Genomic DNA, 22,660 nt, shown 5'->3' on the forward strand with positions numbered 1-22,660 from the left:
ACCGTCGGGACGCTACTCGAAGCGGACGGAACCGCGCGGGCCGGCCGGCGGGCGGCCTCCGCCGCCGAGCGCACGCTCGACCGCGATGCGGACGACTCCGCCGTTGTAGCCCTTGCGCATCAGGAACCCGGAGAGCCGACGTTCCGCCGTGGCCCGGTCGAGGCCGCGGAGCTGGCCCGCACGCTTCTGCGCCAGTTCGATCGCGCGGACGAACTCGTCGTCCTCGTCGTCGGCAGCCGCTTCGAGTGCCGCGTCGATCGCTGCCTGGTCGATCCCGCGCCGTCGGAGCTCGGCGACGACCCCTTGCCGGCCGAGACCCTTCCGGTCGTGCAGACGGTCCACGAGGTCGGTCGCGAGTGCCACGTCGTCCACGAGACCGACACGGGTGAGTCGCTGGATCTCGAACTCGACGACGTCCGGGTCGAGGTCGTTCTTCGTCAGCATCGTCCGGAGCTCGGACTCGCTGACGCCCTTGCGCCCGAGTGCACGCATGCTCAGCCGTTCGGCATCCGCGCGCTGTTCGTCGACCGGACGGGGCGCGTCGGCCGGGTCGAGCTCGGCACCGCCGTCGATCGCGAAGACGGACGCGGTCGTGGCGTCCGCGGTGCGGTCGTCGTAGCCGTCCTGCTCAGCGCGGGCACTCGGACCAGAGCCGTCCCCGACGACGGGTGAGAGCCATTCGGCCTGCGCCCTGGCGCCCCGGACCGGCAGCGGGACCGGCGCATCGGCGTCGGCGAGGGTGTCGGCGGGAGTGTCGCTGGCGCCGCCGCTGCCGCGACCGGCAAGGGGTCCGGTGTCATGGCGGTTCGCCCGGTCGTGCGCGGCTGTGTCCGGCGTGGCAGCCGGACCGGCCGCGGGGCGACGGGACCGCGCACCGCGTGCACCGAAGAGGTCGGTGACCGGTGCGAGGCCCTCGTCACCGTCGTGGTCGGTCGTCACGCGCCCTTGCGCTCCGCGATCTTCGGCGCGATGGAGTCGACGGGCGCCTCGACCGCTTCGGCCGACGCACCGCCGACACCGAGCTTCGCGAGGATCTTGCCCTCGATCTCGGCCGCGATCTCGGGGTTCTGGATCAGGAAGGAACGCGAGTTCTCCTTGCCCTGTCCGAGCTGGTCACCGTCGTAGGTGTACCAGGCACCCGACTTCTTGACGATGCCGTGGTCGACACCGAAGTCGAGCAACGAGCCCTCGCGCGAGATGCCCGTGCCGTACAGGATGTCGAACTCGGCCTGCTTGAAGGGCGGGGCCATCTTGTTCTTCACGACCTTGACGCGGGTGCGGTTGCCGACCGCGTCGGTACCGCTCTTGAGCGTCTCGATGCGACGGATGTCGAGACGGACCGAGGCGTAGAACTTCAGCGCCTTGCCGCCGGCGGTGGTCTCCGGGCTACCGAAGAACACACCGATCTTCTCGCGCAGCTGGTTGATGAAGATCATCGTGGTCTGCGTCTGGTTGAGGCCACCGGCGAGCTTGCGGAGCGCCTGCGACATGAGTCGGGCCTGCAGACCGACGTGCGAGTCACCCATCTCGCCCTCGATCTCGGCACGGGGCACGAGCGCGGCGACGGAGTCGATGACGACGAGGTCGATGGAACCGGAACGGACGAGCATGTCGGCGATCTCGAGCGCCTGCTCACCGGTGTCCGGCTGGGAGACGAGCAGCGCATCGATGTCGACACCGAGCTTCTTCGCGTACTCGGGGTCGAGCGCGTGCTCGGCGTCGATGAAGGCTGCGATGCCGCCCGCGCGCTGGGCGTTGGCGATCGCGTGCAGCGTCAGGGTCGTCTTACCCGACGACTCCGGGCCGTAGATCTCGATGATGCGGCCGCGCGGGAGTCCGCCGATGCCGAGCGCGACGTCGAGCGCGACCGACCCCGTCGGGATGGTGGCGACGGGAGCACGCTCGTCCGAGCCGAGGCGCATGACCGTGCCCTTGCCGAACTGACGGTCGATCTGGGCGAGAGCGGTCTCGAGGGCCTTCTCGCGGTCCTGGGGTGATGGCATGGTGTGCTCCTTCGTGCTCGGTGTCGGCCGCCTGTAGGCTGTCGCGTCCACCCGGCCGATGGTGCAGGGCCGGTGCTTCAGCGACAAGGCTTCGGGCTGTTCCCGTTGACTCGAACCTAGGGCGGGCCACCGACATCACTGCCGACGGCCACGCGATCTGTGGACGAACTCACTGGACAGCGCCGCTGTGGAGGAAGCTACCACCGATCGAACACCCGTTCGAGCAACACGCCGAACAGAGTTTCGGACAGCGCGTGAGCGATGCGCGCGCCCGCCCGCCCGCGCCCGCCCCGCCTCAGTCCCTCGGCTCCGCCAACCCCTTGCCGTGCCGCTTCTCGAGCGGGACGTCCTGCGACTCGCACAGCGCCTCCCACACGCGGCGCGCATCGATCCCCGCGTCGAGTGCCTCGGCCGCCGATCGCCCACCGAGCTCCTCGAGCACGACGTCACGGCTGACGACGGCACCGTACGCATCGCCGAACACCTGGTCGACGGCCCGCCAGAACTCACTCACACGCATCGTTCCAGAGTAGCCACGGCGCCACCCCGCGAACGACGAACGCCCCCGCCGGCGGACCGACGGCGGCGTTCTTCGAAGCGGTGGCGTCAGCGCACCGCGAGGTCGTTGTCGAACTCGGCGACGAGGTCGTCCGGGAGCGTGTCGGGGACCGGAGTGAGTCCCTCGATGACCGCGAGACGGTCACCGACCTCACGCATGATGGTCGAGATCGGGGTGTCCAGCGCGTCCGCGACGGACGCGAGGATCTCCGAGCTGGCTTCCTTCTGCCCGCGCTCGACCTCGCTGAGGTACCCGAGAGCCACGCTGGCCTTGGACGCGACCTGACGGAGGGTCCGGCCCTTCTGCAAGCGGAAGTCCCGCAGAACGTCGCCGATTTCCTGACGAACGAGAACCATGAGAACTCCTCCTCTCTGTCGTCTCCGCGCCCGCTCGGTCCGGGTGGCCGAGTTCGGGTTCAGCAACAGTAGCGTTGCCGGTTGCAGCATGCTAACCACGCTGGCTGCTCTACTGCTGGAGATTGCGTGAGATGTAACCCAGTGGAAACGGGACCTATTCCCGGCCCCGGATCGTGGACGACATCCGTGCCAGGAGTTCGGAGACGGTCGCCCGTCGGATTGCATCGCGGTCGCCGTCGAGGTGCAGTTCGAAGGACACGGCGCCGTCTGCGTCCGCGATGCCGACGAACACGGTGCCCACGGGCTGACCGTCCTGCGGGTCCGGCCCGGCGACACCGGTCGTGCTGATCCCCCAGGTCGCGGGATCGCCGTCGACCGCCAGAGCCCGCCGGACGCCGGCCGCCATCTGCCGCGCGACCTCGGGGTCGACGGCGCCGTTCGACGCGAGCAGCGCCTCGGAGACACCGAGCACGGTGTGCTTCACGGGCGTCGCGTAGGCCACCACCCCGCCGCGGACCACCGCGCTGGCTCCGGGGACCGCCACCAACGTCGACACGACGAGGCCGCCGGTGAGCGACTCGGCCACCGCGACGGTCTCCCCCGCGTCCGTCAGCCGGGCGACGAGGTCGCGGGCAACCGCAGCGACGTCGGCCCGGTCGTCCGGGGTCACGCAGCGGTCCGGTTGTGCTTCCACGCCTGGTACAGGTAGTCGATCCCGCTCAGGACGGTCGCCAGGAGCGCCGCGGTCATCAGGATGCCGTTCACCCAGTGCGCCCAGTCCCCGACGAGGTTCCACCACGGGAAGAGCGCGGCGGTCAGCGCGACGGCCTGCAGGACGGTCTTGATCTTGCCGCCCCGGCTCGCCGGGATCACCCGGTCGGAGAGGACCGCGAAGCGGAACACCGTGATGCCGATCTCACGCACCATGATCAGCACGGTCACGTACCAGGGCAGCTCGCCGAGGATCGACAGGGCGACGAGCGCCCCACCGATGAGGACCTTGTCGGCGATCGGGTCGACGAGCTTCCCGAAGTCGGTGACGAGGTTCTGCCGCCGGGCGATGATCCCGTCGGCGCTGTCCGTCACGATCGCCACCACGAAGACGACGGCCGCCCAGATGCGCAGCGACCCGTCGGCACCGGCATCCGTCAACAGCAGCACGAAGAACAGCGGCGCCATGAGGATGCGCACGACCGTGATGATGTTCGCGACGTTGCCCGTCGACGCCGGGCCGGGGCCCTTGCGCAGGAGCCGGCCGCGCCACGGGAAGCGTGCGCCGTGCGTGGTCTCCGTGCTGTCCGAGGCGGTCATCGCACTCACTCCCTGCCCGTCAGTCCCCACGCGTCCTCATCGGGCTCGTCGTCGACCTCATCGTACCCGCGGGTCATGTCCGCCACCGGATCGGAACCGTACCGGTCGCTGTCGCCGGTCGGCGCGGACAGCGACGTCGGGACCGCGGCGGCCGGAGTGCCGGTGGGACCGCCGGCGGGGGCGGGGACAGCGGCGGCCGCTGCGGCACCCGCTGGGGGCTCCTCGCCCCGGAGCTTCGCGAGCACGGCCGGCAGCTGGTCGGTCGTCACGAGGACGTCGCGTGCCTTGGAGCCCTCGGAGGGCCCGACGATGTCGCGGGACTCCATGAGGTCCATGAGTCGTCCGGCCTTGGCGAACCCGACTCGGAGCTTCCGCTGCAGCATCGAGGTCGACCCGAACTGCGTCGACACGACCTGCTCGACGGCCGCGAGCAGCAGTTCGAGGTCGTCGCCGATGTCCGCGTCGATCTCCTTGCGCTCCACCACGGCCTGGACGTCCTGCCGGTACTCCGGGCGGGCCTGCCGGGTGACGTGCTGGACGACCTCGGCGACCTCGCTCTCCTGCACCCAGGCGCCCTGCACGCGCAGGGACTTCGAGGACCCCATCGGCAGGAAGAGCGCGTCGCCCTGGCCGATGAGCTTGTCGGCGCCCGGCTGGTCGAGGATGACCCGGGAGTCGGTGACGCTCGTCACCGCGAACGCGATGCGCGACGGCACGTTGGCCTTGATCAGTCCGGTGATGACGTCGACCGACGGGCGCTGCGTCGCGAGCACCAGGTGGATGCCGGCGGCTCGGGCGAGCTGGGTGATGCGGACGATCGACTCCTCGACGTCACGGGGCGCGACGAGCATCAGGTCCGCGAGCTCGTCGACGACGACGAGCAGGTACGGGTAGGGCTTGAGCTTCCGCTCGCTGCCCGCGGGCAGGATGATCTCGTTGTTGGCGATCGCCTTGTTGAAGTCGTCGACGTGCCGGAACCCGAACGACGCCAGGTCGTCGTACCGCATGTCCATCTCCTTCACGACCCACTGCAGCGCCTCGGCAGCCTTCTTGGGGTTCGTGATGATGGGCGTGATGAGGTGCGGGACGCCGGCGTAGATCGAGAGCTCGACGCGCTTCGGGTCGACGAGGACCATGCGGACCTCGGACGGCTTCGCGCGCATGAGCAGCGAGGTGATCATCGAGTTGATGAACACCGACTTGCCGGACCCGGTGGAGCCGGCGACGAGCAGGTGCGGCATCTTCGCGAGGTTCGCCACGACGAAGCCACCCTCGACGTCCTTGCCGACGCCGATGGTCATCGGGTGCTTGGACTTCCGTGCCGCGTTCGACCGCAGCACGTCGCCGAGGGACACCGTCTCGCGGTCGGTGTTCGGGATCTCGACACCGATCGCGCTCTTGCCCGGGATCGGCGAGAGGATGCGGACCTCGTTCGAGGCGACCGCGTACGACAGGTTCTTCGACAGCGCGGTGACCCGCTCCACCTTCACGCCGGGTCCGAGCTCGATCTCGTACCGGGTGACGGTCGGGCCGCGCGAGAAGCCGGTGACCTTCGCGTCCACCTTGAACTCGGTGAGGACGCTCGTGATCGCGGCGACGATGTCGTCGTTGGCCTGGCTGCGGGCGACGGACGGTGTACCGGAGCTCAGCGTCGTCGCGGCGGGCAGCCGGTACGGGGCGGCGGGGTCCTCGTCGGGGCCGGCGACCGGGGGCAGGCCGTCCGCATCGTCCGTGGCGTCGAGCTGGGGTTCCTCGACCGGGAGCGACGGGGACACCACCGGCGACACCGCGGCGTCCGGACGGACGACCTCGGCCGCGGCGGGACGCTCCGGCACCGGGGTCCCGAAGTCGCGGAGCGCCTGCTCGGCGATCTCGAGGTCTTGCTCGACCGAGTCGTTGAGGTTGACCGAGCCCGGCTCGGCCGGTGTGTGGTCGACCAGGCCGGCCGCGGCACCGGCATCGGAACCCGCGGCGGGGGCGGCCGCCGGGGGCACGGTCGACGTCGCGCCGCTGATCACGGGGCTGTCGTACGCGGGGTCCTCTTCGCGGCCGGACTTGTTGCGGCGCCACCACGGCACGGTGCCGCCGTCGGCGTCTGCCTCGGCCGCCGCGCGCTCGTCGTCGAAGCCGAGGTCGTCGAAGAGCTGGAAGTCGGTGTCGCCCTTCGCGCCCCGCTTCTTCGTCGGCTTCGTCCGCGTCGCGGGCGTCTCGGCGACGGGTTCGTCCGTCTCGGTCGCCGGGGCCGGCGCGCCGAACAGGTACGCGTAGAGCTCGTGCAGGCGTCGGCCGATCTTGTTCGGCGGCGTCTTGGTGATGATGAAGAGCGAGAGCACGAGGAGCAGCACGGCGACCGGCACCGCCACCCACTCGGTGGCGACCGCGACCAACCAGGCGATGACGACCCAGCCGATCACGCCGCCGGCCGTCGCCAGCGCGGGCATGCCGTCCGAGGCGCGCGGCTGGCCGCCGAACACGTGGCAGAGCGCCGCGATCGAGACGAGCAGCAGCCCGAGGCCGATCCCGATCCGGGTGTTGTCGTGCACGGAGGCCGGGTGCCGGAAGAGCCAGCCGGCGAAGACGACCATGATCACGGGCAGCGCGAACGCGAGTCGTCCGAACAGGCCGCCGAACGTGTAGGCGTCGAGCGCGACCGAGACCGCGTTCGTCGGGTTGAGCCACTCGACCACGGCGCCGGCCACCGCGAGCACGAACAGCAGGAACGGGAAGCCGTCGCGTCGCTGGTCCTTCTCGAGGGTCTCGGTGCCGAGCAGCCGGAAGACCGCGCCGACGCCGTGCGCCATCGCGAGCCAGAACGTCACCAGGGGGTTCTGCTCGCGGAAGACCGGACCGGGGGCCGCCGGTGGGAGCTTCTTCGTCGTGGCCTGGGTGCGCGACGTCCCGCGCGTCCCGCTCCCACGGGACGACGAGGACGCGCGTGAGCGCGTGGTCGACTTGGTGCCTCCGGCCATGGGCAGAACCCTAAGCCCCACGCAGGACATTCCGAGGAAGCCCCGCCGCGGATGCGGTCCCCGGCGCGCGCACGCGGGTTGCAGACTCCGCCGGACGTGCCAGGAGGCGCGGCGCGCGTTCCCGACGGAACGTGCACCGCGCCTCCTGGACGGTCTCGGACGCGGCCGACGCGACGTGCGCGTCGGCCGCGGCGCGTCACGCCTCGATGACCACCGGAACGATCATCGGCCGCCGACGGTGCTTCGTGTTCACCCAGCGGCCCACGGTCCGGCGGACGACCTGCCCGAAGGCATGCCCGTCGCGCGTGCCGTTCGCGGCCGCCTCGGCCAGGGCCTTCGCGATCTGCGGACGGACGTCGTCGAAGACCGAGTCGTCCTCGGCGAAGCCGCGCGACTGGATCTCCGGGCCGACGACACACTGGCCGGTGGTGAAGTCCACCGCGGCGAAGATCGAGATGAAGCCCTCCTCCGCCAGGACCCGACGGTCCTTGAGGTCGGCGTCGGTGATCTCGCCGACGGTCGACCCGTCGACGTAGACGTACCCGATGTCGAGCTGTCCGGCGACCGTGGCGACGCCGTCCTTCAGGTCGACGACGATGCCGTCCTGGCCGAGGATGACGTTGCGCGGCGGGACACCGGTCTGGATCGCGAGGTCCGCGTTGGCGTACAGGTGGCGGTGCTCGCCGTGCACGGGCAGGACGTTGCGCGGACGCAGGATGTTGTAGCAGTAGAGCAGCTCGCCGGCAGACGCGTGCCCGGAGACGTGCACCTTCGCGTTGCCCTTGTGCACGACCTTCGCGCCGAGCTTGGTGAGCCCGTCGATCACGCGGTACACGGCGTTCTCGTTGCCGGGGATCAGCGACGAGGCGAGGATGACGGTGTCGCCCTCGCCGATCTCGATCTGGTGCTCGAGGTTCGCCATGCGGGCCAGCACGGCCATCGGCTCGCCCTGGGACCCGGTCGACATGTAGACGATCTGGTCGTCGGGGACGTTCTTCGCCTTCTTCGTGTCGATGAGCACGTTCTCGGGCACCCGGAGGTAGCCGAGGTCGGCGGCGATGGTCATGTTGCGGATCATCGAGCGACCCATGAACGCGACCTTGCGGTTCGCGGCCGCGGCGGCGTCGAGCACCTGCTGCACGCGGTGGACGTGCGACGAGAAGCTCGCCACGACGACCTTCTTGCGGGCACGCGTGATGATGTTCTCGAGCACCGGTCCGATGTCGCGCTCGGGCGCGGTGAACCCGGGCACGTCGGCGTTGGTGGAGTCCGGCAGGAACAGGTCGACGCCCTGTTCACCGAGCCGCGCGAAGGCACGCAGGTCGGTGATGCGGTCGTCGAGCGGGAGCTGGTCCATCTTGAAGTCGCCCGTGTGCAGGACCCGACCGGCGGGGGTCGTGATCGCGACGGCGAGGGCGTCCGGGATGGAGTGGTTCACGGCCACGAACTCGAGGTGGAACGGGCCGAGCTGCTCGGTCTGGTCCTCGGCCACGACGAGCGTGTACGGCTTGATCCGGTGTTCCTTGAGCTTCGCCTCGACGAGCGCGAGGGTCAGCGTGGAGCCGATCAGGGGGATGTCGCCCTTGAGCTTCAGCAGGTACGGGACGGCGCCGATGTGGTCCTCGTGGCCGTGCGTGAGCACGACACCGAGGACGTCGTCGAGGCGGTCCCGGATCGGCGAGAAGTCCGGCAGGATCAGGTCGACGCCCGGCTGGTGCTCCTCGGGGAAGAGCACACCGGCGTCGACGACGAGCAGCTTGCCCTCGTACTCGTAGACGGTCATGTTGCGACCGATCTCGCCGAGTCCCCCGACGGGGATGACGCGGAGGGTGCCGGGTTCGAGCGGCTGCGGTGTGGAGATCTGTGTGGGCATTCGGTCCTACGGATTCGGGCGACACGCGGGGAGCGTGCCGCGGTGTTCGCTAGCGGGTGGTGCCTGGCACCTTCGGTAGAGCACCGCCGGCCGCTGCGTTGCGGTCGGGGCGGAAGTTGGAGAAGTCGGCGCCCGGGATGTCCCGGACGGCCTCGAGCGAGGTCTCGATGGCGTACGCCTCGGAGTCCTCGGGGCCGACGAGCGGCAGGCGCACGCGGGGGCTGCCGATGCGACCGAGCCCGTGCAGCACGTACTTCGCCGCGACGGTCCCCGGGACGTGGGTCATGATCGCACGGACGAGCGGTTCGACGCGCTTGTGCTCGGCGGTCGCGGTGGCGAGGTCGCCGCGGTTCACGGCGTCGACGATGGTGCGGTACGGCGTGCTCGTGATGTTCGCGGTCACGCCGATGAGCCCCGTCGCGCCGATCGACAGGTGCGGGAGCACGTTCGTGTCGTCGCCGGAGAAGTACATGAGGTCGGTGTTGTTGAGCACCCGGGACACCTCGGCGAAGTCGCCCTTGGCGTCCTTCACGGCGAGGATGTTCGGGTGGTGCGAGGCCCGCACGATCGTCTCGTACGTGATCGGGATGCCCGTGCGTCCGGGGATGTCGTACAGGATCACCGGCAGGTCGGTGGCGTCGGCGATCATCCGGAAGTGGGTGAGCACGCCGGACTGGGTCGGCTTGTTGTAGTACGGCGTGACGATCATCACGCCGTCGGCGCCGGCCCGCTCGCTCTGCTTGTACAGGTGGATCGCGTGCGCGGTCTCGTTCGAGCCGCCGCCGGTGATGATCTTCGCGCGCCCCGCGGCGACGGACTTGCCGACCTCGACGAGCCGGAGCTTCTCGGGGTCGGTGAGCGTCGACGTCTCGCCGGTCGTCCCGGTGACGACGATGCCGTCGGCGCCGGCCGTGATGCAGTCGTCGATGTGCTGCTCGACGCCGGGCCAGTCGACCTCGCCGTCAGCCGTGAACGGGGTCACGAGGGCGACGAGGACCTGGCCGAAGGGATTCTCACGCGGGGACACGGGCACCAGCGTACCGGGGATGCGCGCGGGGGCTGCCGTCCGCGTGGACGGTGCGGTCCGGAGCGCGGGGGCCGGGAGGCGCGGCGCGGCCCCGGCTCGCACCCTGCGGCCGTGCGGCACGCGCCGAGCGCGGCACCCGGCGCTACGCGCGCCGGCGCCACTCGAGGAAGCGGTACCGCATCCCGTCGACGCGCGACTCCTGCCACGGGCCCTCGTCGGCCAGGACCCAGGCGTCGTCGAGCTCCGGCGCGACGGTGTCGCCCGGGACCTCGACGTCGATGACCGTCTCGGACACGCGGTCGGCGAAGGGCACCCCCGCCGCGTACACCTGCCCGCCGCCCATGATCCACACCGGCTCGTCCGTGTCGAGCGCGGTCGCGAGGTCGTGCACCACCTCGGCTCCGGACGCGGCCTCGGACGACGCCCACGCGGCGTCCCGGGTCAGCACGACGTTCCGGCGCCCCGGCAGCGGTCGGAAGCGTTCCGGCAGCGACTCCCACGTCCGACGGCCCATCACCACGGTGGCGTCACCCGTCACCTGTCGGAAGTGCGCGAGGTCCTCCGGCACGTGCCACGGCATCCCGCCGTCCGCGCCGATGACGCCGTTCGTCGCGCGCGCCCAGACCATGCCGACACCCCGGACGGGTTCGGCCCACGAGGACGACATCAGACGGCGACCGCGGCCCGGATCGCCGGGTGGTGGTGGTACCCGACGACCGTGAAGTCCTCGTACTCGTAGTCGTCGATCGAGTCACGCGGTGCGAGCTCGAGCGTCGGCAGCGCGTACGCCGTGCGGGACAGCTGCTCCTCGACCTGCTCGACGTGGTTGTCGTAGACGTGGCAGTCGCCGCCGGTCCACACGAACTCGCCGACCTCGAGGCCGGTCTGCGCCGCGATCATGTGGGTGAGCAGCGCGTACGAGGCGATGTTGAACGGGACACCGAGGAACATGTCCGCGCTCCGCTGGTAGAGCTGGCACGAGAGCTTGCCGTCCACGACGTAGAACTGGAAGAAGGCGTGGCACGGGGCGAGGGCCATCTCGGGGATGTCGGCGACGTTCCACGCCGAGACGATCAGGCGGCGCGAGTCCGGGTTCGTCCTGATCTGCTCGATGACCTGCGCGATCTGGTCGACGTGCTCCCCCGACGGCGTCGGCCACGAGCGCCACTGCACGCCGTAGACCGGACCGAGGTCGCCGTCCTCGTCCGCCCACTCGTTCCAGATCCGGACGCCGTGCTCCTGCAGCCAGCGGGCGTTGCCGTCGCCGCGCAGGAACCAGAGCAGTTCGTACGCCACCGACTTGAAGTGCACGCGCTTCGTGGTGACGAGCGGGAAGCCCTCCGCCAGGTCGTACCGGAGCTGCGCGCCGAAGAGGCTGCGGGTGCCGGTCCCGGTGCGGTCGCCCTTCGGTGTCCCCTCGGTCAGGACGCGTCGCAGCAGGTCCTCGTAGGGGGTCGGAACGGAGGCGTCGGGCAGCACGGTCTCGGTCACACGAAGAGCCTACGTCCGTTGGGTACGGTGAGCGACATGACACCGCCCCTCTCGATCCTGGTCGCCGGCGCGTCCGGCTTCATCGGCACGCCCCTCGTCCACGCCCTGCGCGAGGCGGGCCACCACGTCACCACGCTGGTGCGGCGCGAACCGCGCACTGCGAGCGAGTTCCGCTGGTCCCCCGGCTCCCGGAAGCTCGATCCCGCGATCCTCGACGGGGCCGACGTCGTGATCAACCTCGCCGGGGCGAACATCGGCAAGCTCCCCTGGACCGAGTCGTACAAGCAGGAGATCCTCCGCTCGCGGGTCTCCGCCACCGACACGCTGGTCGAGGCGATGCGCCGCGCGACGAACCCGCCGGCCCTGTTCCTGTCCGGGTCGGCCTCCGGCGTGTACGGCGACCGCCCCGCCGACGTCCTCGCCGACGACGCGGCGGCCGGGACGGGCTTCCTCGCCGAGGTCTGCACCGCCTGGGAGGCCGCCGCGAACGCCGCACCGGACGCGGTCCGCGTGGTGACGCTCCGCACCGGCATCGTGGTGGGGAAGGGCGGCGGCGCGCTCGCGCCCCTCGTCCCGCTCACGAAGGCCGGAATGGGCGGTCGGCTCGGCACCGGCGGGCAGTACTGGCCGTGGATCGCGCTCGAGGACGAGGTCGGCGCGATCGTGCACCTGGCGACGAGCCCGGACGCGGCCGACGTCGTCGGGCCCGTGAACCTCGCCGGCCCCGAGGCCGCCGTGTCCGACCGCATCACCAAGCGCGTCGCCGAGGACCTGCACCGTCCCTACCTGTTCCGGATCCCCGAGTTCGCGCTCCGGCTCCTGCTGCAGCAGGCCGCCGACGAGATGCTCCTGTCGAACCAGCAGATGGTGCCGACGAAGCTGCTGGAGTCCGGGTACGCGTTCCGGTACCAGCGCGCCGAGGACGCGGTCGACGCCGCGTTCTGACGCGACCGGCTGACGGACCGGCGCGGCCCGCTCAGCGGTGACGCGCCGGCGGCACCCGGGACGCGCCGACCGCGCCTGCGAGGGAGGCGCGGAGCGGGCCCGCACCGCGCCTCCCGTCAGGACACGCGTGCCCTGGTGAGCGCTTCGCGCATCGCAGCCCGCGCCCGCTTGCGGTCACCGGCGGCGTCGTAGACGACGCCGAGGCGGTACCAGCCGCGCCAGTCGGCCGGGTCGTCCTCGACGGCGGCCCGGTACTGCGGGAAGAGCTCGTCGGCCGCCTCACGCGTGGGGCGACCGGACGGCCGGACCGGCACGACGTCGGCCGGGGCCCCGCCCTCGCGCTCCAGCCGGGCGCCGAGCCGCGTGATGCGCAGCCCGAAACGGAACTCGAGCACGAGCAGCAGCGCGCCGATCGCCGCGACGACGAAGAGCGCGACACCGATGCCGATGCCGATCGGGATGCCGGTCGCGATGAACGCCACCGCGCGCTGCCCGACGAGGACGATGTAGAGCGCGAGGAGCAGCGCCATGAGCGCGGCGCCCCAGAAGGGCGAACGGAGCAACCGGGGCAGGCGCACGGCGTCAGCCGATGCCGAGGACGCTGCCGAGGCCGACCGTGAGACCGCGCATCGACCCCACGGCGGACAGTGCCGCCCGGATGCCGGCGACGTAGGCGACGTCGTCGTTCGTGTCGTGCCGGATGGTCAGGGTCTCGCCGGGGCCACTCAGCACCACGTCCTGCACGGCCGTCACGCCCGGCAGCCGGAGCGAGTGGATCGGGACGCTCGCGACCTGCTGGCCGCGAGCGCGCTGGTCGACGTGGGGTGCGTCGACCGGACCGACCTCGCGGCGGGCGTCGGCGATGAGCTCGGCGGTGCGGACGGCGGTGCCGGACGGGGAGTCGATCTTGCCGGCGTGGTGCGTCTCGACGATCTCCACCGAGGGGAACCACGGCGCGGCGATGGTCGCCAGGTGTGTGCCGAGGACCGACCCGATCGAGAAGTTCGGGACCACGAAGACGCCCTGCTCCGGGCGCTCCTCGAGCCCCGCACGGAGCGTCGCGAGTCGGGCGCCGGACCACCCGGACGTGCCGACGAGCACGTTGGCGCCGCTCGCGAGGGCGTTGTCCACGATCGCCGGGCTGAGGGCCGGGACGGTCACGTCCACCACGATCGCCGCGCCGCCGAACACGTCGGGCCCCGCTTCGTGCGCACCGTCCTTCGAGGACAGGCTCGTGACGAGCTCGAAGTCGGGCAGTTCCTCGACGACGGCGGCCACGAGGCCCCCGAGACGACCGGTGGCGCCGACGACGGCGACGGGAGTGACCATGCCCACCATCCTAGGATCGACGCATGACGCTCGAGGTCAGGACCGTGCCGGCAGACACCCCCGAGGTCGACGCGCTGCTCGACGCCTACCTCGACGAACGCGAGGCCACGTTCCCGAGCGCGCAGGGCTCCTACGCCAGGAAGCGGACCCCCGCGGCCGAGTTCACCCCGCCACGCGGCACCTTCGTCGTCGCGTCCGAGGACGGCCGGGCAGTCGGGTGCGGCGGGCTGCGGCGGATCCCGGACGACGGCGACGACGTCCGGTTCGAGGTGAAGCACGTGTTCGTGACCCCGGACGGTCGCGGGCGCGGGGTGGCGACGGCGGTGATGGACGCGCTCGAGGCCGGTGGGGCGGCGCTCGGCGCGACCGCGATCGTGCTCGACACGAACGACTCCCTCGTCGCCGCGGGGGCGATGTACCGGAGCCGGGACTACGAGCGGGTGCCCGCGTTCAACGACAACCCGAACGCGACCGCCTGGTACCGCAAGCCGGTGCGCTGAGGCGGGTCGCGCCTCCTGGACGGTCCCGCGGCGGCGGCCGCTAGACGGGCTGGCCCACCGGCAGCCCGGTGCGGAGCTCGACCGGCAGGTGCGCCAGGTCGTTCAGCGCGACCACCTCGGCCGGCTTGGCCGAGCGGATCCGGATGATCGTGAGCGCCGTGTGCGCGACGTTCGTCCCCATCCAGCGCCACTCCGGCGCCTGGAACGCCTCGCGCACGAACCAGCCGATGACGGCGTTGTGGGTGATGAGCAGGTCGTGCCGGTCCTCGCGCGCCGGGGTGAACCACTCGGCGACCGCGTCGCCCATCTGGGCCTGGCCGGCGATGATCTCCTCTTCGGTGATGCCGCCGTACCAGCCCTGGTACGCGTGCGGCATGTCCGGCGTCGGTCCGGAGGGGATGCAGTCGAAGAGCAGCGTCGAGGGTTCCGGTTCGATCGCCGGCAGCCGCTGCGCCAGGAAGGACGCGGTCTCGCTCGGCGCCTCGAGCGGCGAGTGGTAGACGCCGTCGAAGGGCACGCCGCCGAGGCGGTCCGCGACGAGCATCGCCTGACGCTTGCCGCGTTCGGACAGCCGGCCGTCCCGGAGTCCGTGTTCCGCGTCCTGGTGCTCACCGTGTCGGACGAGGTAGAGGTAGTGCGACATGTCGGTGCTCAACCGCCGATCCCGATCGCTTCCGCGAGTTCGTCCTGCTGCACCGCGCCGACCACCGAGGTGATCGTGGGGCGGGTCAGGAGGTCACGGGCCAGCTCGAGGACGTCGTCGGTGGTGACCTGGTCCACCCGCTCGAGGGCGGTGGCGAGGTCGGTGAACTCCCCCGTGCCGAGCTCGGAGCGGCCGAGCCGGGTCATCCGGGCGTCGGAGTCCTCGAGCGAGAGCGTGAGCGCACCCTCGATCTGCCCCTTCGCGCGGCGCAGCTCGTCGCTCGTGATGCCGTCGTCGACCATGCGGCGGAACTCGGCGTCGACGATCTCGATCACACCGGCGACGTTGTCGGGCGCGCAGCCGGCGTAGACGCCGAAGGCACCGTTGTCGAGGTAGGCGGGCGCGAAGGAGCTCACCGCGTAGGCGAGCCCGCGGCGCTCGCGGACCTCTTGGAAGAGGCGCGAGCTCATGCCGCCGCCGAGCACGGCGTTCAGGACGCTGAGGACCGGACGCCGCTCGTCGCGGAGGTCGAGTCCCTGCGAGCCGCGCAGCATCGAGACCTGCTCGGTCGGACGGTGCACGACCGAGAGCTTCGGGACGGCGGGGTCGGCGACGGGCTGCGGCGAGCGGCGTGCCAGCGGGGAGGCCTTGGGCGCCCCCTGGAACTCGGCTTCCACCAGCGCGCAGAACCGGTCGTGGTCGACCGCTCCGGCCGCGGTGACGACGATGCCGTTCGGGGCGTAGTGCTCGCGGTAGTGGGCGAGCACCTCGTCGCGCTGGACGGCGCGGATGCTCTCGGGCGTGCCGCCGATCGGTCGGCCGAGGGCGTGCCCGTCGAACGCCGCGGCGAAGAACGCCTCGCCCGCGACGTCGGCCGGGTCGTCGGCCGCCATCGCCAGCTCTTCGAGGATGACCCCGCGCTCGACGTCGAACGCGGCTTCGTCGAGGACGGACCCGGTGACCATGTCACCGATGACCGCGACGGCCATCGGCACGTCGGCGTCCCGGACCCGCGAGTAGTAGCAGGTGTACTCCTTGGCGGTCGCGGCGTTGTGTTCGCCGCCGACGGAGTCGAACGAGATCGCGATGTCGAGCGCGGAGCGGGTCGCGGTGCCCTTGAACAGCAGGTGCTCGAGGAAGTGCGTCGAGCCGTACTGGCCGTCGCGCTCGTCGCGTGATCCCACCCCGACCCAGAAGCCGAGGCTCGTCGAACTGGCCCCCGGCATGGACTCGGTCAGGACCCGCACGCCGGACGGGAGGACGGTTCGGCGGACGAAGGCGCCCCCGGACGTCAGGAACGACGTGTCCGGGGCCTCGAGCGGCAACGGCACTGGGTGGTTCATCGCAGACGAGCCTACTGACCCCAGAGCGGCCATCGCCCAGTTTCCACAGGCACCCGGCCTGTCACTCGAAGTGGGGTACAGAAATAGAGGATAGAAAGACTCGTCTGTCTGTCCTCACTGTGGTACAGTTTCGTCACCGGATCGGAAGCCCCCCTATATTCCGATCCGGTGGCTCGGGACATCAGTCCTCACGCGGTACGAGTCCCCCCGCTCCGCCGCGGAGCCGATGAGTCCAAGGAGAGCCACGCTGTGACGGTCGATTCCCCCCAACCGACCGTCCAGCGTCTCCCTGGCCCGAGCACGAACCTCGCGTCGCCGGACGGGTCGAGCGTCCCCCCGGCTCCCCGCTCCGGCGGCGCGAAGGTCCGTATCCTCGAGACCGCGACGCGGCTCTTCTACGAGGAGGGCATCCACGGCGTCGGCGTCGACCGTCTCATCTCCGAGGCGAGCGTCACGAAGGCGACGTTCTACAAGCACTACGGGTCGAAGGACAACCTGATCCTGGCCTACATCCGGACGCAGCACGAGCGCGTGCAGCAGCGGATGGAGCAGCTCATCACCGACGCCGGCTCCCCCGAGGCCGCCGTGCGTGCGTGGGTCGCCGCCCTCACCGACGAGGTGAACGACCCCGAGTTCCGCGGCTGCGCGTTCCTCAACGCGGCGGCCGAGTACCACGATGCGCGCGACCCCGTCCGCGAGGTCGTCGCCATGCACCGTGACTGGTACACGGAGCGGCTGGCCGACCTGCTGCAGGCATCGGGCCACGCGCTCCCCGGCGACGGCGCGGACGAGCTCATGCTCGCGCGCGACGGCGCCATGTCCGGCGCGTACGCCGGTGACGCGATCGCGGCGACGGCGGCCCTCGGCCGCGTCGTCGAGCGCGTGCTCGCGGCCTGACGGCGCGGGGGCGCGGCGGCTGCGGCGCGCGGCGCGCGGCTGTCCTGTCGCACGGTGCGCGGTCGCGCACCCCGTGCGAGGTTGCACGCACCGTGCCGGCCTGGAGCGCCGCACCCAGCCACCAACACCGCACCAGCCGACAAGGCGCGCACCGTGCGGACGGGAGGAACGTAGCGGCCCGGCACCGCGCCTCCACTCCGCACCGTGCGCGGTTGCGCACCCCGTGAGAGGTTGCACGCACCGTGCCGACCTGAAGCCCCGCACCCAGCCACCAACACCGCACCAGCCGACAAGGCGCGCACCGTGCGGACGGGAGGAACGTAGCGGCCCGGCACCGCGCCTCCAGTCCGCGCCGTGCGCGGTTGCGCACCCCGTGCGCGGTTCCGCGCACCGTGCCGGCTTCCGGCGCCGCACCCAGCGACCAACGCCGCACCGGCTGACGAGACGCGCACCGTGCGGACGGGAGGACGTGGCGGCCTTGCGTCGCGCCTCCAGTCCGCACCGTGCGCACCTGCGCACCCCGTGCGAGGTTCCACGCACCGTGCCGGCCTGGAGCGCCGCACCCAGCCACCAACACCGCACCGGCTGAAGAAACGCGCACCGTGCGCGGCCACCGTCACGAACGCCTCACCAGCCGACAAGTCGCGCACCGTGCGGACGGGAGGGACGTGGCGGGCCGGCACCGCGCCTCCAGTCCGCACCGTGCGCACCGTGCGCACCGACCCATCCGGTGCGCGGTTCCGCGCACCGTGCCGGCCTGTGGCGCCGCACCAAGCCACCAACACCGCGCCAGCCGACGAAAGACGCACCGTGCGGCGGCACCGAGCGACGTCCGAGGCCGCGGGTGTTGGCTGGGGGCATGGCCAACGACCCCAACTGGAACCTCCCCGAGGTGCCCACCTTCACCCTGACCAGCCCCGACTTCAGCGACGGCGGTGTGCTCCCGACGTCCGCGCGCGGCAGCGACGTCGGCGGCGAGGACCGCTCCCCCGCGCTCGAGTGGTCCGGCGCGCCCGAGGGCACGCAGAGCTTCGTCTTGACGGTGTACGACCCCGATGCCCCGACCGGCTCCGGGTTCTGGCACTGGAGCCTGACCGACATCCCGGCCTCGGCGACCTCACTGCCCGCCGGAGCGGGGACCGACGACGCGCTGCTCCCCGCCGAGGCGCTCCGCCGCCGGAACGAGTTCGGCACGGACACCTTCCTCGGCGCCGCTCCGCCTGCCGGGCACGGGCCGCACCGGTACTTCTTCACGCTGAGCGCGCTCGACGTGCCGGTCCTCGAGGCACCGGCCGACGCGACACCCGCGGTCGTGGGCTTCGTGCTCCGCGAGCACCTGCTCGGACGCGCGCAGCTGGTCGGCACGCAGGAGACCCCCGCGGCGTAGTCGCGCCGGGCGCCGGGTGCTTTCGCGCTCACCGACAGGTCACGCGCTCGGCGGGCCGTGAACTGTCGGTCAGCGCGAAACCTGGTCCAGCCGACACACGGGCAGCGCGAAACCTGACCGAGCTGGCGCACGGTCAGCGCGAAACCTGACCCAGGTGGCGCGCCGCCCGCGCCACGCCCCGCAACGCCGAACGGCCGCCACCCCGGAAGGGACGGCGGCCGTTCATGCGTCAGGACGCGGGAGGGATCAGCCCTCGGCCGGGGCCTCGGCGTGGGTCTCGTGACCCTTGCCACCCTCGGTGTCCACCTCGTCGGCGACGACCGGCGCGAGCGACAGCTTGCCGCGGTCGTCGACCTTGGTGACCTCGACCAGGATCTTCTGGCCGACGCCGAGGACGTCCTCCACGTTCTCCACACGCTTGCCGCCGGCGAGCTTGCGCACCTCGGAGACGTGGAGCAGACCGTCGCGGCCCGGGAGCAGCGACACGAACGCACCGAAGGTCGCGATCTTGACGACCGTGCCGAGGAACTGGTCCCCGATCTCCGGGTTCGTCGGGTTCGCGATCGCGTTGACCTGGGCGCGGGCGGCCTCGGCCGACGGACCGTCGACGGCGCCGATGTACACGGTGCCGTCGTCCTCGATGGAGATGTCGGCGCCGGTCTCGTCCTGGATGCCGTTGATCGTCTTGCCCTTCGGACCGATCAGCTCGCCGATCTTGTCGACGGGGATCTGCACCGAGATGACACGAGGAGCGGTGTCCGCCATCTCGTCGGGGGCGTCGATCGCCTCGTTGAGCACACCGAGGATGGCCGAGCGGGCCTCCTTGGCCTGCTTGAGCGCGGCGTCGAGGACCGACGACGGGATGCCGTCGAGCTTCGTGTCCAGCTGGATGGCCGTGACGAAGTCCGAGGTCCCGGCGACCTTGAAGTCCATGTCGCCGAGCGCGTCCTCGGCACCGAGGATGTCGGTCAGCGCCGCGTAGCGGGTCTGACCGTCGACGGTGTCGGACACGAGGCCCATCGCGATGCCCGCGACCGGGGCCTTGAGGGGCACACCGGCGTTGAGGAGTGACAGGGTCGAGGCGCAGACGGAGCCCATCGACGTCGAACCGTTGGAGCCGAGGGCCTCGGACACCTGACGGATGGCGTAGGGGAACTCCTCGCGCGACGGCAGCACCGGCACGAGGGCGCGCTCGGCGAGGAAGCCGTGCCCGATCTCGCGACGCTTCGGCGAACCGACACGACCGGTCTCACCTGTCGAGTACGGCGGGAAGTTGTAGTGGTGCAGGTAGCGCTTCTTGGTGACGGGCGACAGCGAGTCGATCTGCTGCTCCATCTTGAGCATGTTCAGCGTGGTGACGCCCAGGATCTGGGTCTCGCCGCGCTGGAAGATCGCCGAACCGTGGACGCGCGGGATCACGGCGACCTCGGCGTCGAGCGGACGGATGTCGGCGAGGCCGCGACCGTCCATGCGGACCTGCTCGGTCAGGATGCGGCCGCGGACGACCTTCTTCGTGACCGACTTGTAGGCGCCGCTGACCTGGCCGTTGGCGCTCTCGGGGAGCTCGCCGGCCGTCACCTTGGCGGCGATGGCCTCCTTGACGCGAGCCTTGAGGGCGTCGTCGGCGTCCTGGCGCTCGAGCTTGCCGGCGATCTTGTAGACGTCGCCGAGCTCGGAGAGCGCGATGGCCTCGACCGCGTCGTAGACCTCGGGGGCGTACGGCGGGAAGACCGGGTAGTCCTGGATCTCCTTGGCCGACTGGGCGGCCATCTTCGCCTGCGCCTCGACGAGCTGCTTGAGGAACGGCTTCGCCGCCTCGAGACCCTGCGCGACGACGGCCTCGTCGGGCTTGGTGGCGCCGCCCTGGATGAGGTCCCAGCTGTGCTCGGTGGCCTCGGCCTCGACCATCATGATGGCGACGTCCTCGTTGCCGGCCTCGTCCGTGACGACGCGGCCCGCGACCGTGAGGTCGAAGACGGCCTCGGCGAGCTGCGACGCCTTCGGGAACGCGACCCACTGGTCACCGATGAGCGCGAGGCGCACACCGGCGATCGGGCCGGAGAACGGCAGACCGGAGATCTGCGTCGACGCGGACGCCGCGTTGATCGCGAGCGCGTCGTAGAACTCGTCCGGAGCGATGCTCAGGACGGTGATGACGATCTGGACCTCGTTGCGGAGGCCGTCGACGAACGACGGGCGCAGCGGCCGGTCGATGAGACGGCAGACGAGGATCGCCTCGGTGCTGGGACGGCCTTCGCGACGGAAGAACGAACCAGGGATCTTGCCGGCGGCGTACGAGCGCTCCTCGACGTCGACGGTCAGCGGGAAGAAGTCGAAGCCCTCACGCGGGTGCTTGCCGGCGCTGGTGGCCGAGAGGAGCATCGTGTCCTCGTCGAGGTACGCGGCGACCGCGCCCTGGGCCTGCTGTGCGAGCCGACCGGTCTCGAACCGGACGGTGCGCTTGCCGTACTTGCCGTTGTCGAGAACGGCCTCGGCGAACTTGATCTCGGGACCCTCCAAAAGGGTGCCTCCTTGATGTGTTCGGCAGGCTGGGGCCACGGCACCCGATGGTGCGTGCGCGCCGAAGAGTTCGGGACGCATGTCTGGCCAGCAGTAGAAGCACTCGGGAAACCGTCCGGCCCGCGAGCCACCACCGATGACCAGCTCCGTGCCCGGCCTGCGCAGTGTTTGTGTGACGTCCGGGGAAACGGTCCTCGGACGTGATGGACTTTACCAGTCCTCAGCCGTTCGACGGCGAGGCTCAGGGCGAACGGGCGTGTCCTCGGTAGCCTGCCCGCATGCGCCTCACCCCTTCCCGGGGCTGGTTCGTCGCGGCCGCTGTGGTCGTCGGCGCGCTCGTCGCCCCCGTGGTCACCGCTGTCCCGGCGAACGCGACGGAGTACCCGACCTGGCAGGACGTCGAGCGCGCGAAGGGTGACGAGCAGGCGAAGAAGACCGAGGTCGCCCGGGTCCAGGCCGCCCTCGGGTCCGCGCAGCAGGCCGCAGCGGTGAAGTCGCAGGCCGCGCTCGACGCCTCCCGGAAGGCGGACGCTGCCGAGGCGGCGCTGGCCTCCGCCACCCAGGCCGCCACGGCCCTCCAGGCCCAGGCCGACCACGCGGCGGCGACCGCGGAGCGCGCCGAGCAGCGCGCCGGCCAGCTCGCCGCGAACCTCTACCGCGACAGCAGCACGAGTCAGATGACCACCCGCATCGCGACGGCGAAGGACCCCTCGCAGCTGCTCTACCAGCTCGGGGCGCTCGACCAGCTGTCGTCGACGTGGGCCGACGTGATGGACGACGCCTCGGTCGCCGCGGGGACCGCGTCGTCGCTGCACGACCAGGCCACCCGCGCCGAGGACGAGCGTGCCGCCCTCGCGGCCCGGGCGGAGTCGACGGCGAGCGCTGCGGAGGACGCGGAGGCGGTCGCGAACGCCGCCGTCGACGACACGCAGCAGCACAGCGACGAGCTGTACGCCCAGCTGGCGGCGCTCAAGGACACCACCGCGACGACCGAACAGCGGTACCAGCTCGGCGTGCAGGTCGCGGCGCAGAAGGCCGAGCAGCAGCGGAAGCGCGAGGCAGCAGCGGCCGCGGCAGCGGCAGCTGCCGCGGCCTCGGCCTCCCACTCGACGAGCGGTGACGCGTCGTCCTACCCCAGCACGGGCGGCGTCGGGCCGTCCTACCCGAGCACGGGCGGCGTCGTGGTCGACCCGTCGGGAGCACAGGCCTACGCCCGCAGCGCGATCGGCGCCTACGGCTGGGGCTCCGACCAGTTCTCGTGCCTGGTGTCCCTGTGGACCCAGGAGTCCGGTTGGCGGGCGAACGCGCTGAACACGTCGAGCGGCGCCTACGGCATCCCCCAGTCGCTCCCGGCGGAGAAGATGGCGGTCGCGGGTGCGGACTGGCGGACGAACGCGGCGACGCAGATCAACTGGGGCCTGGCCTACATCCACGACGCGTACGGGTCGCCGTGCGGTGCGTGGAACCACGAGATGAGCGTCGACCCGCACTGGTACTGATCGGCCGC

General features: G+C 71.4%; 21 protein-coding genes. 5 read left to right on the forward strand and 16 right to left on the reverse strand.

Annotated elements, in window-relative coordinates; all coding sequences use genetic code 11:
* Positions 1-12: 12 nt before the first annotated feature.
* The 11 genes from ACIQUC_RS04855 to ACIQUC_RS04905 form a co-directional block, all read right to left on the reverse strand.
* Positions 13-939, reverse strand: coding sequence for a regulatory protein RecX (locus ACIQUC_RS04855; RefSeq protein WP_402263924.1), 927 nt, complete (start codon positions 937-939; stop codon positions 13-15).
* On the reverse strand, positions 936-2,003 hold the full coding sequence (gene recA, locus ACIQUC_RS04860; RefSeq protein ID WP_022907382.1) for a recombinase RecA: 1,068 nt from the start codon (positions 2,001-2,003) through the stop codon (positions 936-938). Before recA ends, ACIQUC_RS04855 begins: the two co-directional genes overlap by 4 nt.
* 295 nt (positions 2,004-2,298) lie before the next feature.
* Positions 2,299-2,523: a DUF3046 domain-containing protein gene (locus ACIQUC_RS04865; protein ID WP_022907383.1), complete on the reverse strand. Its 225-nt coding sequence runs from the start codon at positions 2,521-2,523 to the stop codon at positions 2,299-2,301.
* An 86-nt stretch (positions 2,524-2,609) separates the two neighbouring features.
* Positions 2,610-2,918, reverse strand: coding sequence for a helix-turn-helix domain-containing protein (locus ACIQUC_RS04870; protein ID WP_022907384.1), 309 nt, complete (start codon positions 2,916-2,918; stop codon positions 2,610-2,612).
* A gap of 154 nt (positions 2,919-3,072) precedes the next feature.
* On the reverse strand, positions 3,073-3,588 hold the full coding sequence (locus ACIQUC_RS04875) for a CinA family protein (protein ID WP_402263929.1): 516 nt from the start codon (positions 3,586-3,588) through the stop codon (positions 3,073-3,075).
* Positions 3,585-4,238 carry a CDP-diacylglycerol--glycerol-3-phosphate 3-phosphatidyltransferase gene (gene pgsA / locus ACIQUC_RS04880; RefSeq protein WP_402263931.1) on the reverse strand — a complete coding sequence of 218 codons (654 nt, stop codon included), beginning with the start codon at positions 4,236-4,238 and terminating at the stop codon, positions 3,585-3,587. The genes ACIQUC_RS04875 and pgsA overlap by 4 nt, the downstream gene beginning before the upstream one ends.
* Positions 4,235-7,198, reverse strand: coding sequence for a DNA translocase FtsK (locus tag ACIQUC_RS04885; RefSeq protein WP_402263934.1), 2,964 nt, complete (start codon positions 7,196-7,198; stop codon positions 4,235-4,237). The genes pgsA and ACIQUC_RS04885 overlap by 4 nt, the downstream gene beginning before the upstream one ends.
* Before the next feature lie 196 nt (positions 7,199-7,394).
* Complete coding sequence (locus ACIQUC_RS04890) at positions 7,395-9,071, reverse strand: ribonuclease J (RefSeq protein WP_022907388.1); 1,677 nt, start codon at positions 9,069-9,071, stop codon at positions 7,395-7,397.
* 49 nt (positions 9,072-9,120) lie between these two features.
* Complete coding sequence (gene dapA / locus ACIQUC_RS04895; RefSeq protein WP_031262666.1) at positions 9,121-10,098, reverse strand: 4-hydroxy-tetrahydrodipicolinate synthase; 978 nt, start codon at positions 10,096-10,098, stop codon at positions 9,121-9,123.
* Positions 10,099-10,240: 142 nt separating this feature from the next.
* Positions 10,241-10,726, reverse strand: coding sequence for a dihydrofolate reductase (locus tag ACIQUC_RS04900; RefSeq protein WP_402263937.1), 486 nt, complete (start codon positions 10,724-10,726; stop codon positions 10,241-10,243).
* Positions 10,727-10,764: 38 nt separating this feature from the next.
* Positions 10,765-11,589 (reverse strand): thymidylate synthase, encoded by an 825-nt coding sequence (locus ACIQUC_RS04905; protein WP_402263940.1) that lies wholly within the window; start codon positions 11,587-11,589, stop codon positions 10,765-10,767.
* Between the two features lie 36 nt (positions 11,590-11,625).
* On the opposite strand from ACIQUC_RS04905, the gene ACIQUC_RS04910 reads away from it, so the two are divergent.
* On the forward strand, positions 11,626-12,534 hold the full coding sequence (locus tag ACIQUC_RS04910; protein ID WP_402263943.1) for a TIGR01777 family oxidoreductase: 909 nt from the start codon (positions 11,626-11,628) through the stop codon (positions 12,532-12,534).
* A 116-nt stretch (positions 12,535-12,650) separates the two neighbouring features.
* On the opposite strand, the gene ACIQUC_RS04915 is transcribed toward ACIQUC_RS04910, so the two are convergent.
* Positions 12,651-13,112, reverse strand: a complete 462-nt coding sequence (locus tag ACIQUC_RS04915; RefSeq protein WP_402263946.1) for a tetratricopeptide repeat protein — start codon at positions 13,110-13,112, stop codon at positions 12,651-12,653.
* Positions 13,113-13,116: 4 nt separating this feature from the next.
* On the reverse strand, positions 13,117-13,863 hold the full coding sequence (dapB, locus tag ACIQUC_RS04920) for a 4-hydroxy-tetrahydrodipicolinate reductase (protein ID WP_402263949.1): 747 nt from the start codon (positions 13,861-13,863) through the stop codon (positions 13,117-13,119).
* Between the two features lie 23 nt (positions 13,864-13,886).
* Between dapB and ACIQUC_RS04925 the strand changes: the two genes are divergently transcribed.
* Positions 13,887-14,363: a GNAT family N-acetyltransferase gene (locus ACIQUC_RS04925; RefSeq protein ID WP_402263952.1), complete on the forward strand. Its 477-nt coding sequence runs from the start codon at positions 13,887-13,889 to the stop codon at positions 14,361-14,363.
* A gap of 40 nt (positions 14,364-14,403) precedes the next feature.
* Here ACIQUC_RS04925 and ACIQUC_RS04930 read toward each other — a convergent pair whose 3' ends face one another.
* Together ACIQUC_RS04930 and ACIQUC_RS04935 are read right to left on the reverse strand one after the other, a co-directional pair.
* Positions 14,404-15,006 (reverse strand): histidine phosphatase family protein, encoded by a 603-nt coding sequence (locus tag ACIQUC_RS04930; protein WP_031261117.1) that lies wholly within the window; start codon positions 15,004-15,006, stop codon positions 14,404-14,406.
* Positions 15,007-15,014: 8 nt separating this feature from the next.
* Complete coding sequence (locus ACIQUC_RS04935; RefSeq protein ID WP_402263955.1) at positions 15,015-16,349, reverse strand: M16 family metallopeptidase; 1,335 nt, start codon at positions 16,347-16,349, stop codon at positions 15,015-15,017.
* Positions 16,350-16,598: 249 nt separating this feature from the next.
* Between ACIQUC_RS04935 and ACIQUC_RS04940 the strand changes: the two genes are divergently transcribed.
* Together ACIQUC_RS04940 and ACIQUC_RS04945 are read left to right on the forward strand one after the other, a co-directional pair.
* On the forward strand, positions 16,599-17,246 hold the full coding sequence (locus ACIQUC_RS04940; RefSeq protein ID WP_402263958.1) for a TetR/AcrR family transcriptional regulator: 648 nt from the start codon (positions 16,599-16,601) through the stop codon (positions 17,244-17,246).
* Positions 17,247-18,105: 859 nt separating this feature from the next.
* Positions 18,106-18,633, forward strand: a complete 528-nt coding sequence (locus tag ACIQUC_RS04945) for a YbhB/YbcL family Raf kinase inhibitor-like protein (protein WP_402263961.1) — start codon at positions 18,106-18,108, stop codon at positions 18,631-18,633.
* Positions 18,634-18,879: 246 nt separating this feature from the next.
* Here ACIQUC_RS04945 and ACIQUC_RS04950 read toward each other — a convergent pair whose 3' ends face one another.
* Positions 18,880-21,153: a polyribonucleotide nucleotidyltransferase gene (locus ACIQUC_RS04950; protein WP_402263964.1), complete on the reverse strand. Its 2,274-nt coding sequence runs from the start codon at positions 21,151-21,153 to the stop codon at positions 18,880-18,882.
* A 278-nt stretch (positions 21,154-21,431) separates the two neighbouring features.
* On the opposite strand from ACIQUC_RS04950, the gene ACIQUC_RS04955 reads away from it, so the two are divergent.
* Complete coding sequence (locus ACIQUC_RS04955) at positions 21,432-22,652, forward strand: coiled-coil domain-containing protein (protein ID WP_402263967.1); 1,221 nt, start codon at positions 21,432-21,434, stop codon at positions 22,650-22,652.
* The last annotated feature ends 8 nt before the right edge of the window (positions 22,653-22,660 follow it).

This window comes from Curtobacterium sp. NPDC098951 (assembly GCF_044759965.1).
GTDB lineage: Bacteria > Actinomycetota > Actinomycetes > Actinomycetales > Microbacteriaceae > Curtobacterium.